This is a genomic window from Maribacter sp. UBA3344, from assembly GCF_002362375.1.
In the GTDB taxonomy this organism is placed as follows: domain Bacteria; phylum Bacteroidota; class Bacteroidia; order Flavobacteriales; family Flavobacteriaceae; genus Maribacter; species Maribacter dokdonensis.
In genome coordinates this window covers 129,253-141,645 of sequence record NZ_DERI01000018.1, presented here as the reverse complement: position 1 = coordinate 141,645, position 12,393 = coordinate 129,253, and the positions used below count along the sequence as shown (strand labels likewise).

At 37.3% G+C, this 12,393-nt stretch carries 14 protein-coding genes; 11 read left to right on the top strand and 3 right to left on the bottom strand.

The window, feature by feature from the left end; translation table 11 throughout:
• Window positions 1-225 precede the first annotated feature (225 nt).
• From B2Z27_RS13115 to B2Z27_RS13080, 8 genes are all read left to right on the top strand, one after another.
• Window positions 226-1,335, top strand: coding sequence for a DUF4236 domain-containing protein (locus B2Z27_RS13115; protein ID WP_286813974.1), 1,110 nt, complete (start codon window positions 226-228; stop codon window positions 1,333-1,335).
• 278 nt (window positions 1,336-1,613) lie between these two features.
• The gene (locus B2Z27_RS13110) at window positions 1,614-2,069 is read left to right on the top strand and encodes a DUF2750 domain-containing protein (protein ID WP_286813973.1); all 456 of its coding nucleotides are present in this window, start codon (window positions 1,614-1,616) and stop codon (window positions 2,067-2,069) included.
• Window positions 2,070-2,168: 99 nt separating this feature from the next.
• Window positions 2,169-2,867 (top strand): ZIP family metal transporter, encoded by a 699-nt coding sequence (locus B2Z27_RS13105; protein ID WP_252736407.1) that lies wholly within the window; start codon window positions 2,169-2,171, stop codon window positions 2,865-2,867.
• Between the two features lie 130 nt (window positions 2,868-2,997).
• Window positions 2,998-3,342 (top strand): cupin domain-containing protein, encoded by a 345-nt coding sequence (locus B2Z27_RS13100; protein ID WP_286813972.1) that lies wholly within the window; start codon window positions 2,998-3,000, stop codon window positions 3,340-3,342.
• A 9-nt stretch (window positions 3,343-3,351) separates the two neighbouring features.
• Window positions 3,352-3,744: a group III truncated hemoglobin gene (locus B2Z27_RS13095; protein ID WP_210707716.1), complete on the top strand. Its 393-nt coding sequence runs from the start codon at window positions 3,352-3,354 to the stop codon at window positions 3,742-3,744.
• A 403-nt stretch (window positions 3,745-4,147) separates the two neighbouring features.
• Window positions 4,148-4,783, top strand: a complete 636-nt coding sequence (locus tag B2Z27_RS13090; RefSeq protein ID WP_286813971.1) for a transglutaminase-like domain-containing protein — start codon at window positions 4,148-4,150, stop codon at window positions 4,781-4,783.
• A gap of 87 nt (window positions 4,784-4,870) precedes the next feature.
• On the top strand, window positions 4,871-5,458 hold the full coding sequence (locus B2Z27_RS13085) for a hypothetical protein (RefSeq protein WP_286813970.1): 588 nt from the start codon (window positions 4,871-4,873) through the stop codon (window positions 5,456-5,458).
• A 902-nt stretch (window positions 5,459-6,360) separates the two neighbouring features.
• Entirely contained in the window at window positions 6,361-7,020 is a 660-nt protein-coding gene (locus B2Z27_RS13080; protein ID WP_286813969.1) for a hypothetical protein, read from the top strand.
• On the opposite strand, the gene gldC is transcribed toward B2Z27_RS13080, so the two are convergent.
• Both gldC and gldB read right to left on the bottom strand, forming a co-directional pair.
• On the bottom strand, window positions 7,017-7,358 hold the full coding sequence (gene gldC / locus B2Z27_RS13075) for a gliding motility protein GldC (RefSeq protein WP_058105349.1): 342 nt from the start codon (window positions 7,356-7,358) through the stop codon (window positions 7,017-7,019). The genes B2Z27_RS13080 and gldC overlap by 4 nt on opposite strands.
• Window positions 7,359-8,336: a gliding motility lipoprotein GldB gene (gene gldB / locus B2Z27_RS13070; protein WP_215997282.1), complete on the bottom strand. Its 978-nt coding sequence runs from the start codon at window positions 8,334-8,336 to the stop codon at window positions 7,359-7,361.
• 70 nt (window positions 8,337-8,406) lie between these two features.
• Here gldB and nadE point away from each other — a divergent pair, with 70 nt between their 5' ends.
• On the top strand, window positions 8,407-9,195 hold the full coding sequence (gene nadE / locus B2Z27_RS13065) for an NAD(+) synthase (protein WP_071340164.1): 789 nt from the start codon (window positions 8,407-8,409) through the stop codon (window positions 9,193-9,195).
• Window positions 9,196-9,359: 164 nt separating this feature from the next.
• On the top strand, window positions 9,360-9,989 hold the full coding sequence (locus tag B2Z27_RS13060) for a response regulator (protein WP_058105367.1): 630 nt from the start codon (window positions 9,360-9,362) through the stop codon (window positions 9,987-9,989).
• A gap of 71 nt (window positions 9,990-10,060) precedes the next feature.
• Here B2Z27_RS13060 and dnaG read toward each other — a convergent pair whose 3' ends face one another.
• Window positions 10,061-12,046: a DNA primase gene (dnaG, locus tag B2Z27_RS13055; protein WP_286813968.1), complete on the bottom strand. Its 1,986-nt coding sequence runs from the start codon at window positions 12,044-12,046 to the stop codon at window positions 10,061-10,063.
• Window positions 12,047-12,106: 60 nt separating this feature from the next.
• Between dnaG and B2Z27_RS13050 the strand changes: the two genes are divergently transcribed.
• Window positions 12,107-12,349 (top strand): zinc-ribbon domain-containing protein, encoded by a 243-nt coding sequence (locus B2Z27_RS13050; protein WP_058105345.1) that lies wholly within the window; start codon window positions 12,107-12,109, stop codon window positions 12,347-12,349.
• The last annotated feature ends 44 nt before the right edge of the window (window positions 12,350-12,393 follow it).

Below are 12,393 nucleotides of genomic sequence, written 5' to 3'. Positions count from 1 at the left end.
GTTAACTTGTGCAACAGGCACAATACCTATAATTAATACGGACTTCAGTCTAAAAGCCAAGGTCTGCATATATTTATGAAGTCGCAAAATCTTTGGGATTTTGCTTTGGATTAAAAAATAAAACAAAACCCAAAGCTTTTGCTTAGCGCGAGACAGGAAATCCGCTGGATTTCCGCCCCGCACTAATCATAGCCGAGACGTTACCACCAATATGACCAAACAATAATGGGATTAAAATTTAGAAGAAGACAAAAAATATTTCCGGGTTTCTATGTAAACTTTAGTACAAGCGGAATAAGCACTACTTTGGGAATTAATGGATTTAATGTTAACCTTAATAAGGACGGAGCTTATTTGAACACTGGAATTCCCGGAACTGGAATTTATGACAGGAAAAAAATTACTGACTGGGATTCGAAAAAACAAAAGTCCGTAGACTATACCCCAGAAACACAGAAAACAGAAAACTATTTCCTTCCAGAAAATTTGAGAGGAGAAATAAAAAGTAAAAATGCTTCAGAGGTTACTACACAGGGTTTATTAGAATTGAAAGAAACATTAGTTGCTGCTAACAAAGAAATGGTTGCAATTAAAAAAGAGATTTTACAACTTGAAAAAAAGGTTAAAAATTCAAATACTATAAGAATAATTTCAAAAGTATTTTTAATTGGTTTTTTAATTAAATGGTTCGATAACGATTATCTTGAGAAAAAGGAATATCTAGTCAATTTAAAAAAACAAGTTACAGAATGCCATATTGATATAGAAATTGATATGGATAGAGTTCTCGATGAAAAATATTTGAAACTAAAAATTGCATTTGACAATTTATTAAATTCTTCGATCATTTGGGATATGACTAACGCAGTTCCAAATAATGACAATCGATCTTCTGCTAACAGAAGCATAGAACGTAAGCCCACAAAAATAAGCTATCAGAAAATATCATTTTTAAATTCGGTTTATGAGGCTATGTGTTTTCAAAATCAAAATGGCAGTAATATTTACATTTATCCAGGTTTTGCTGCGCTATTTGATAACAAGGAAAATTTTGGACTCATTGAAATTGACGAATTAAATTTAACCTTTGAATCAATGAACTTTCTTGAAACTGAAAAAATACCAAAGGACAGTAAAATAGTTGGAGAAACTTGGGCAAAAGTAAACAAAGACGGAACGCCCGACAGAAGATTTAAAGATAATTATAAGATTCCGATAGCACGATATGGAGAATTGACTTTCAAAAGCACTACTGGAGTTTTTGAAGTTTTTCTTTTCAGTAATGAGGAATATTCGGAGGAATTTGCTAAAAGTTATAATAACTATATTGAATAAAATTCTGGTGCTAATACCAGTAAAAGTTACACAATCCTATAATTAGAAATAATCACTATCGATACAAGCCTCTTCAAGGGGCTTTTTTTATGCCATGTCAGAAGATGAACCTAAATTTTAGATTTACTGGAGATAGGCTTTTCACGTAATGAAGCATGCTTTTTATGAATAATGGCAGGGCAAGCTGTCCCGCCCCGCTTTTAAAAACTACAGTAGAATATTATTACCTTCGTCATCATTTCAACAAAAAGAAGCAAAAACCCCCACAAAAACAAAAAATGACAAAAGGCTCGGATATTATTGTAAACAGGTATAGGAACTTTATTAAAACGGTGTGTGAAACAGACATTGTGTACACGCTGCAAAACCAAAATGGCTTTGCCATGGCCAGCTCTGTGCAATATGGTGACGAGTTTGATCAACCTGTGGGCATTCTTTGTTTTTGGGCCATACACGGCAGGGCAAATTCTTGCATCATCAACCAATGGGCAGACTACCGTATTACCGAAATTTCTTTAACAGAATTTATTGAAACCTGGGGCGTAGGCATGGAAAATGACGGCATACTTGCCGGTATTGGGTTTGACCAAAAAATGTTCGGCTATGAAGCCAAACCTTTAGATTTAATCCTTGACCTGGTAGCTGAAATAAAAGCGACCAAAAAGAACATATCACTTCAAAAATTCGAAAATCTTACCGATTTAGAAGAACAGGCAAAAATTGCCAATAGGTAATATTTTGCGTTAAAAAATCTTTTTATCAAAGTATAGTTTACCCCTAAAGGTTCTTAATTTGCCACTACACCGCAAATTTCAACCTTACTCGTAATCGTCATGATGACCGCCATTGTTGTTCTCATTGTATCTGGAGCCCTTATCATAGGTGCGCTTTGGGGTCTGTACGGAAATTTATCCAAACGTTTAGAAGGCTTTTTAGTAGCGCTTGCCGGTGGTGCGTTATTGGTGTCCGCCTTGTTGGAATTAATTTATCCCGCACTTGAGAAAAACTCCGTACCCATTGCACTATCCACCGTCTTTGTAGGTGCCATAACCTTTACCGTGTTAGATTATTGGGTGAAGGAAAAATGGAACTCACAAAGTGGCGGCGGCTTACTTGCTGCCATTACTTTGGACGGCATACCTGAAAACTTGGCATTGGGCGTTTCTTTAATTGGCGCAAGTCCGTTATCCATCGCGGCATTATCGGGATCTATATTATTGTCCAATTTACCCGAGGCGGCAGGTGGCGCAAAGGAAATGGCTGAAAATACCGATTCTAAAAAGAAAATTCTTTGGCTATGGATCGGTACTGCACTGATTTTATCGGCAGCAGCCTTACTTGGGCATTTTCTACTTGCCGATGTACCTGAAGAATATTTGAACTACATTAAATGCTTTGCCGGTGGTGCCGTAGCGGCGTCATTAGCTTTAGAGGTTTTCCCAAAAGCGTTTAAAGAAGATAAATATTGGACAGGTTTGGCTACCGCAATAGGTTTAGTTTTGGCGCTATATTTAAATACTTTGGGGGAGTAATATAAAAATACACGAGGGTTTATAGCGTAATAATTTGCCAAACAATCACCACACAACGCCCATTAAGCAAAACTGAGAAGTGTCATAGTTTAAAGATTGCTTGTTTTATACTATTGTAAAAAACACTGGTATGCAAAAGGTATCTTTCACCGAAAATTTAGATTTCAGCGATAAAAAAATGGTTACTCAAATTCTTTTAGAGACATCGTTCTCTAAAGAGATACGCATCTTGTTGAGAAAAGGTCAACTTATGAAAGAACACAAGGCTCCTTTCCCGATTATAGTACATATGGTAGAAGGAAATATAGATTTTGGGGTTGAAGGTACTGTCCATGTACTAAAACAAGGAGATATGATTACCTTAGCAGCCAATATTCCGCATGACCTTTTAGCAAAATCGGATAGCATTGTTCGCCTTACGCTTTCTAAACTTGATGCCGCGGAACGAGTAGAAAAAGTTGTGGCAAATTCTTAAACTTAGCGCATGACCAAAATTACAAATAGAGATGATGTAAGCCTGCTAGTGCATACGTTTTATGATAAAATAAGACAGCACGAATTGTTGGGCCCTATTTTCAACGGACATATTTCCGAAGAACAATGGCCGGCACACCTCAGCAAACTCACCGATTTTTGGGAATCTAACTTATTTGGGGTACGCACCTTTAGAGGAAGCCCCTCCAAAGCCCATGTGAATGTTGACAAAAATCTAAACCATACAATTTCTCAAAATCATTTCGCACAATGGTTACAACTTTGGTTCGAAACTATCGATGAACTCTTTGAAGGAGAATTAGCGGACAGAGCCAAAGAAATGGCACGCCGTATGTCTACAGGGCAGTATATTCATATTTGGCAGAATAGACCGAGGGAATAGTTCTCAGTGTTTTAGTGAATTAGTTGGATAGTGAAATAGTGAATAGTTGCTACGGGCTACTTAAATATCAAAATTTTAGCAGCTAAATACGATTCAATCAAAATAAGTCTATTCTCTATATTCTATTTTCTCTCTTCCAACTTTAAACTTTAAAATTCTCACTTAATACTTTGTACTTATTACTTAATACTGACTCCAAGCTTCTGATAAAACAAGTCTATTCTCTATATTCTATTTTCTCTATTCTTACTTTAAAATTCTCACTTAACACTTTGTACTTAATACTAGCTTTGGACGCTTTGCGTTCGGCGTATGGCTTGTAGTGATTTACCCTTTACGCTTAAAAATTTCTTACCTTAGTCTTTGGCGTATAAATAAATGTATACTACAAAGACCTAATGCTATGGATTACCTTTCCCCTACTTACTTTTTTGATTTTGAAAGTGAAGAAATTCAGAACATTGTTTCAGAATTTAAAGATGCTTCTTTGTCACAAAAAGAAATAGCCATTGGCTTATACACCAAGGTGAGAGACCATTGGCGCTATGACCCCTACAACTTAAGCTTTAACAAAGAGAAATACAGAGCCAGTGAAATTGCGAAACGCAGCAAAGGACACTGCGTTGACAAATCGATCATACTGATTGCTTGTTTACGTGCCATGGGTATACCGGCAAGAATACATTTGGCGAAAGTTAAAAACCATATTGCGGTGGACCGCCTAATTGAAAAATTTGGATCCAACGAATTAACTCCGCACGGTATGGCAGATGCTTTTATAGAAAATAAATGGCTTAAACTCTCCCCCACTTTCAATGCCTCTTTATGCGAAATGCTGCATGTTGCCCCTTTAGATTTTGACGGGGAAAATGATGCCGTTCTACAGGCTTTCAACAAAGAAGGTACCCAGTTTATGGAATATTTGGAAGATTATGGTCATTTTGAAGACGTACCCGTAGCATTTATGGCACAAAATGCCCGTGAACACTACCCCAAAATATTTGATAACGGTACCAACCAGACCGAGTTTCAATTGTAAGTTTAACAAACTTTAATACTTAAGGACCTAACGGTATCAAAAACGAATTACTATTTGTAGTACATTCGATTTCAAATTTTGTATACTTTGAAGAACATCACTTTACTACTGACCCTACTCTTTTTATCGGCGACTATGCAGGCGCAAGAACCCATGGTTTGGAACCCGGACTATGAGCTGCAACTGACCGATTATCAATCTGCAGAATCCGAAATCAATGCTAACCTCACCTCCTATTCCATATATTCCGGTGCCAAAATAGATTTCAGCTTTAATATGAATTCGGTCTCGTTTATGTTCACCAAGAACTTTAATGACAAGGTAAAGGCCATTTTTCAAAAAAACCTTGCTGTTTTAGTAGCTCCGGACACCTTGACCGCTAATCAGCTATTACAATTTGGACGATACGATTTTGACCTGGTAGAACTATATGCCAGAAAAATAAGGAAAAAGATATACGAGGAAAAAGGTACTTTTAGCGACTCAAAATTATTTCAACCTATTTTTAACGAGCTGCAGGAAGAAATGAATACGGTAAGTGCACAAGTCTTTAAAGCAACCGATTTTGGCAAAGATGCAGAGCTCCTTTTAAAAGAACACAACAAAGTCATAGATGGCATTAACCAACTCTCTGACTTCTGTATGACTTGTAAGCCTAGGAAGAATAGGAAGTAGTTAATGGTTGTTCGTTGATGGTTGTTTAAACGCTGCGCGTTTTTTGTATTAAGTATTAAGTACATAGTACTAAGTTGTAAAACTGTTATCGGGATTCTTTGCGTGTTCCAAACCTGTTCTCGATACCTGCCGGCAGGCAGGCAGGCATTTTCTTTTAGAAAATACTCGAACTGACATAGATAGATAATTTCAACAGCTTACCATGTCGTGAGAGCTCCTAGCAATACCATTTACATTTACTTAAAACTTAATACTCAGTATATCTCACATTACACCTTCCTGTCAGTTCGAGTGAATTTCGAGGCACGAGGAATTTGTATCGAGAACCGTCGCGTGTTCCAAACCTGTTCTCGATACATTTTCTTTTAGAAAACACTCGAACTGACATTGATAATTTCAACAGCTTGCCATGTCGCGAAAGTTCCTAGCAATACCATTTACATTTACTTAAAACTTAATACTCAGTATATCTCACATTACACCTTCCTGTCAGTTCGAGTGGATTTCGAGGCACGAGGAATTTGTATCGAGAACCCTCGCGTGTTCCAAACCTGTTCTCGATACCTGCCGGCAGGCAGGCAGGCATTTTCTTTCAGAAAACACTCGAACTGACATTGATAACTTCAACAGCTTACCATGTCGCAAGAGCTCCTCGTAATGACATTTACATTGACTTAAGACTTTATATTTAATACATCTAACTACGCACCTCTTACTTAAGACTTTGTACTTATTACTCTGTACTTTCTACCTCCTACTTTTTACTTAATACGCTTTACTTAAGACTAAGTACTCAACACTTCCCAACTTCAACTGAGCACTCAAATACCACAATTGAGTAGTTATCTTTATCTCAGCAACACTAATTACTCCATCTTTGGGTAACGAAAAACCGACCGACCATGGAAAACATCATTAGCATCTTCATCTTCATTCACGCCTTTTTTGGCGGTGTAGGACTTATTACCGGTATTGCAAGTATTGTAGTCAAAAAAGGGCAAAAGAACCATAAACTATTGGGCAAATGGTTTTCTTGGTCTATGATTATTAGCTCCGCCATTTCTCTAGTAGTAGCCCGCATGCCCAACCACATAAACACCTTTTTATTCTTGATCGGTATTTTCACCATTTACATGGTCCTGGCCGGTAATAGGGCACTAACCTTTAAATCGACCAAAAAAATAAAAGCCAATTATACCGATAAGTTGGTTTCAGGAATTATGATCCTATCTGCCATGCTGATGATAGCATTTGGAATTATAGGACTTATACAAGGGTATAACCAAAGTATCTTGTTCTTGTTCTTTGGTTGCTTTGGACTGTTTATGCCTTATGGAGATTTTAAACTATATAGCACCACATTAGAAAACAGGAAGCTTTGGCTCATAAACCATTTAAGCAGAATGCTGGGTGCACTTATTGCGTCGGTAACAGCATTTATTGTAGCCGGTATGCACCAAGATACCCTTTGGGCGTGGATAACACCGTCCGTTTTAGGAACTGCCTATATTATCTATTGGATCAAAAAAACAAAAGGAAAAAAGAAATTGAAATCCGCTTAACCCTGATCTTTTAAATTTAGGTTCTCTGCGAAATAATCACAGAAATCCTTCATGGTAGCCGTCATTTTCTCGTCTTGCGTTGCTTTTAAGAAAGTTTCCGATAACGAAACCAATGTTTGATGAAAGAATGTTTTCATTTCATCTACCGGCATGTCCTTGGTCCATAAATCGATCTTTAAAGATTCTTGGTTTTTACTATCCCAAACGGATAACAACATTGCCTTTGCCTCTTCATTCTCAATACCACCGTCTTGTGCAGACCAGTTTAATTTTTCAGGAACTCTATTCTCATCCAATCCTACGCGCAACGTAATTTCTGAAGTATGTAAATCTGCCATTTAATTTCTTGGTTTGTAATTTGATTTCTTAAATATCTCTTCTGCAGGCATGGTCATCAGTTGTTTTACATCAACTTCATTATTCTCCATAAAGGCACGTACAATTTGCCATCCTACAAATCTTCCTAATTTACCCGGCGATTCATTGTCCAGTTCCAATCCAAATTTTGAGAAAGGGGCAGGCTCTAAAAACCGTTGGTTCAATTTATTATCTGTACTGTACAGGTATTCATTCTCTATAAAATTTCTCCACATAGGTTCTTCATTGGCAAAAGCCCAATCCAAATCCTCTTGTGAATAGCCTATTTTCTTGCGATCATCTACATTGGGCATAAGCACATCCTTTAAATACAGTTCTTTACCAAAATAGATCATACGGGCAAGAAATGTTCGCTCCCTGGGTCTTGGCACTACCTGTTTTGCAAAGGAACTTGCCACATCGCTCACCAAATAGTTGCGATCCAAGGTATGCGCTATATAGCGCTGAAAACCGCCGTAATACTTATGCTCTGGTCCTAAATAATTATCAAGGCTTATGAACAACAAACTATCGGTCAAAATAATCCTGTTGTTGTAATCTACATCATTGGTAACCGTAATTACCTTTGGCACTGTATATTCCGGAAAATAATATTTGATATGTTTAAACAACTGTACCAAACCTTCTTCCTCATCTTCAAAACTACGAAAGGCGTTACCCACTTCTTGAAATAATTCAATTTGAAGGGAATCATTCATTTTGGCGATCCAAACACTATCGGGAGCCGGAAATAAATACGGATACATTTTACGCAAACCTGGTAAACCCTCTTCTCCCGAAGACGCAAATTCACGATCAAAACGTGCTATTTTAAGGTCCATAGGTACGGCTGCAATCTCTTTGGCCACCTTATCGCTATCATTACAACTAGAAAGAATGACAAAAACTGATAATAGTATAAAAATAGGTTTGACCTTGGCAAGTATTTTACAATACATTTTATTATTCACAGTGTTCAACTTATTTTTAAGGCAAAGTTAATTGATTTTACTAAATAATTAGAGCCGTATGCAAACTGAAAAGGTAATTGAACACATTGTTAAGTGGTTAAAAGATTATGCTGTAAATGCAAAACAGAAAGGTTTTGTCATTGGAGTATCTGGCGGAATTGATTCTGCGGTTACTTCTACCCTATGCGCAAAAACAGGTTTAGACCTGCTTTGCCTAGAAATGCCCATTCACCAAGCCGAGAACCAAAGTGACCGTGCTTCTAGACATATTGATTGGTTAATAGAAAATTTTCCCAATGTTAGAAGACAACCTGTAAACCTTACCCCGGTATTTGATAGTTTGGTGGCCGCACTGCCTGCAGTAGATAATGAAGAGGACAGGTTTATGTCATTGGCAAATACAAGAGCAAGATTGCGCATGACCAGTTTGTATTATTTTGCCGCGCTTGAGCGCTATCTTGTAGCGGGAACCGGAAATAAAGTAGAAGATTTTGGTGTTGGTTTTTACACCAAATACGGTGACGGCGGTGTAGACCTTAGCCCTATAGCGGATTTAATGAAAACCGAAGTGTACGATATTGCCAAGACTTTGGGCGTTAATAAAGAAATTATTGATGCCGCGCCTACGGACGGACTTTGGGGAGATGATAGAACAGACGAGGATCAGATCGGCGCATCTTACCCTGAGCTAGAGTGGGCCATGAACATGAAAGACGAAGGAAAGACCATAGCCGATTTTGAGGGTAGACAAAAAGAGGTATATACGATTTTTACGAGGTTGAATACTATGAACCAACACAAAATGTTACCTATACCTGTTTGTGAGATTCCTACAGAGTTAAAATAACAACTCAACTAAGAATCAATGTATTAAATCGAAAATAAAGATGAAAATTATACGTTAGTAATAAAAAAATGCAACTTTGGCTTCTAATTTAGAATTTTAAGCCTTACATTGCATGTTGTCTTTTCAGACAAAATAGGTTTTGAAATCTATAAAAAAACAATTTAATGATCAAAGTTTTAATAGCGGACAATCATCCTATCATAAGAATGGGAGTTAGGAAGGTACTAGAATCCGCTGAGGGCTTTGAACTGATCGATGAGGTAGCTACTACCGAAGAGCTGTTCGAAAAACTCAAAGACACAACCCCCGATGTGGTCATGTTAGAAATGGATATTCCGGAAATTAACGGAATAGCGGCATTACGCAGAATCAAGAAAGATTACGCGGACGTAAAAGTCCTTATGTACAGCGGTCAATCTGAAGATGTATATGCCCTAAGTGCCATTAGAGCCGGTGCTTTTGGATATTTATCCAAATCATCTGGTGTAGAATATATTACTGCAGCAGTGACCAAAGTAAGCGAAGGAAGCATGTTCATTACAAATGAACTTGCACAAAGACTTGCTTTTGATGAAGGAACTAAAAAGCCAAGAAGGTTCTTTAGAAAACTATCTACTAGAGAAATTGAAGTGTTAAAACTTTTAGCTAGTGGTAAGCGCAACAAAGAAGTTGCTTTAGGTTTAAACCTAAACGAAAAAACAGTTAGTACCTACAAAGCTCGTTTAATGAAAAAATTGAATGTAGATAATATGGTAGATTTATTACAACAAGCGAAAGCATTGGAATTGTACTAAATTCTTACAACTGAATAAAATAAAAAAGACCTGTTTAAAACAGGTCTTTTTTTTATGCTATCATTTAAGTTTTATGACAAAACCCTATTTAATTTCTGATTCAATAACTTGTTCAACTGAATATAGTTCATAATTTCCTCTAGCGCTTCCCTATTGTCCTTATCTGCTTGTTCCGTGGTATGCTGCAAGGCCGTCATCCTCTTTTTGATCAAAAAACAGCGCAAGGTCAAAATGGTTTCACTCACCAATTGAGACACGCCTATTTCTTTCTTTTTTGGATAAATATCTTTACGCTCCCAGTTATGCAGGGCATAACGCTCTTCTTCCATTAAAATAGAAGATATTTGATTTGCCATTTCTTGATCTAATCCGTTAACAAAAGTGGTGATCGAAAAATCGCCCTCTTCATTCAAGGCCTCGATCAATTTGCCATACATCTTTCTAAAATCTTCATTGGCCAACTCTATTTCATCTTCTTGTAAATCTAGATATATTTTCTCGTACACCTTGATTTCCATTGATTCTGGCTCCAATTCCAAGTCTCCGGCGTCGTTTTCCTTTAACACCAAGTCTTCAAACTCTTCTATATTGCTACCGTACAACATTAGGGACTCTATGATTTTACGCTCTAACACATACTGTACATCAACTTTTTCCGGTTTTTGCTCATCTGTATTGCGTACTACATCAAAAGCCTTAGGCTCTTTTTTCTGCTGCTTCTTAAAATCTTTCTCTCCCTTTTTATCTATTTGCGCCAAGGTATTGAACAAGACAGCTTCTGAGATATTCATGATCTGTGCACACTCTTGAATATAAATTTCCTTTTGTATGCGATCCGGGATCTTGGAAATACTGTTTACTATATCCCTAACAGTATCTGCTCTTTTAATTGGATCATTATCCGCTTCCTTTACCAAAAGCGAAGCCTTGAACTGAATAAAATCTTTGGCATTATCACTTAAGTAAGCCAACACATCATCTAACTCATTATTCTTTGCAAAGCTATCTGGGTCTTCACCTTCTGGAAATGTACAGACCCTTACGTTCATACCCTGTTCCAAAATGAGGTCAATACCCCTTAACGATGCCCGTAGACCGGCCGCATCGCCATCAAACAATACCGTAATATTCTTGGTCAACCTATTTATGAGTCTGATCTGCTCTGGCGTTAAAGCCGTACCACTAGAAGACACCACATTCTCTATGCCTCGTTGTGCAAATTGAATAACATCCGTATAACCTTCTACCAAAAAGCAATTATCTTCTTTTGCTATGGCTTGCTTGGCATAATAAATACCATACAACACCTTACTCTTATGATAGATGTCACTTTCGGGCGAGTTCAGGTATTTGGCCGCTTTTTTATCGTTCGTTAAAATACGCCCACCAAAACCTAAAACACGTCCACTTAAGGAATGTATAGGAAACATGACCCTGCCCTTGAATCGATCAAATTTTCTAGCACCGTTTGGGTTGTTGGGATCATCCTTTACAATGGTAAGTCCGGTTTTTTGCAGGTAATCTAACTTATAACCTTTATCCAATGCGGCCGTTGTAAAGCCGTCCCATTGATCTAAACAATACCCTAATTCAAATTTTTTGATGGTCTCATCCGTAAAACCACGTTCTTTAAAATACGTAAATCCAATAGCCTTACCTAGCTCGCTCTCCCAAAGCATTTCCTTAAAATGGCCTTGAGCAAATTCCGACACCAAATACATGCTTTCACGCTCATTTGCCTGCTCTTTTTGCTCACTGGATTGCTCTGTCTCTTCTACCTCAATATTATATTTCTTAGCTAGGTACTTAATAGCCTCTGGATAGGTAAAATGTTCATGCTCCATTAAAAAAGCAACTACATTACCGCCTTTACCGCTACTAAAGTCTTTCCAAATTTGCTTTACGGGAGATACCATAAAACTAGGTGTACGCTCATCACTAAACGGACTTAAGCCTTTAAAGTTGGAACCCGATTTCTTTAACTGTACAAAATCACCAATAACCTCCTCTAGGCGAGCAGTTTCGTAAACTTGATCTATGGTTGTTTTTGCTATCATGAAAATCTTGCTAAAAGCTGGAAATAATTTTACGTAAATTAGAACATCAAAAATAGCAAAATGATTCTATTCTTTGGCACCAGACCAGGAAAGCCGGTAACTAAAAATCTTTTTCATAGCACTTGTCCTTATTGCCAACAAAAAGGAACGTTAACAGCGTTTACCCAAAAGAATTACTTCCATATTTTTTGGATCAAGCTTTTTAAAATTTCCAGTACCACTACGGTAGAATGTAGCCACTGCAAACGTGGATATTATGAGCACGAGTTCACCGAAGAAATGAAAGCCGATCTGGAGAATTAAAAAAGCTGTAGCACCCTTTTGAATTGGAGTACCACAGCTAATTT

Bases quoted from the DNA above. Each gene is read 5' to 3' on its own strand.
- B2Z27_RS13080 (WP_286813969.1), top strand. From the start codon at position 6,361: ATGGAAAACATCATTAGCATCTTCATCTTCATTCACGCCTTTTTTGGC.
- B2Z27_RS13050 (WP_058105345.1), top strand. From the start codon at position 12,107: ATGATTCTATTCTTTGGCACCAGACCAGGAAAGCCGGTAACTAAAAAT.
- B2Z27_RS13105 (WP_252736407.1), top strand. From the start codon at position 2,169: ATGATGACCGCCATTGTTGTTCTCATTGTATCTGGAGCCCTTATCATA.
- B2Z27_RS13110 (WP_286813973.1), top strand. From the start codon at position 1,614: ATGACAAAAGGCTCGGATATTATTGTAAACAGGTATAGGAACTTTATT.
- B2Z27_RS13095 (WP_210707716.1), top strand. From the start codon at position 3,352: ATGACCAAAATTACAAATAGAGATGATGTAAGCCTGCTAGTGCATACG.
- nadE (WP_071340164.1), top strand. From the start codon at position 8,407: ATGCAAACTGAAAAGGTAATTGAACACATTGTTAAGTGGTTAAAAGAT.
- gldC (WP_058105349.1), bottom strand. From the start codon at position 7,358: ATGGCAGATTTACATACTTCAGAAATTACGTTGCGCGTAGGATTGGAT.
- dnaG (WP_286813968.1), bottom strand. From the start codon at position 12,046: ATGATAGCAAAAACAACCATAGATCAAGTTTACGAAACTGCTCGCCTA.
- gldB (WP_215997282.1), bottom strand. From the start codon at position 8,336: ATGTATTGTAAAATACTTGCCAAGGTCAAACCTATTTTTATACTATTA.
- B2Z27_RS13090 (WP_286813971.1), top strand. From the start codon at position 4,148: ATGGATTACCTTTCCCCTACTTACTTTTTTGATTTTGAAAGTGAAGAA.
- B2Z27_RS13100 (WP_286813972.1), top strand. From the start codon at position 2,998: ATGCAAAAGGTATCTTTCACCGAAAATTTAGATTTCAGCGATAAAAAA.
- B2Z27_RS13060 (WP_058105367.1), top strand. From the start codon at position 9,360: ATGATCAAAGTTTTAATAGCGGACAATCATCCTATCATAAGAATGGGA.
- B2Z27_RS13115 (WP_286813974.1), top strand. From the start codon at position 226: ATGGGATTAAAATTTAGAAGAAGACAAAAAATATTTCCGGGTTTCTAT.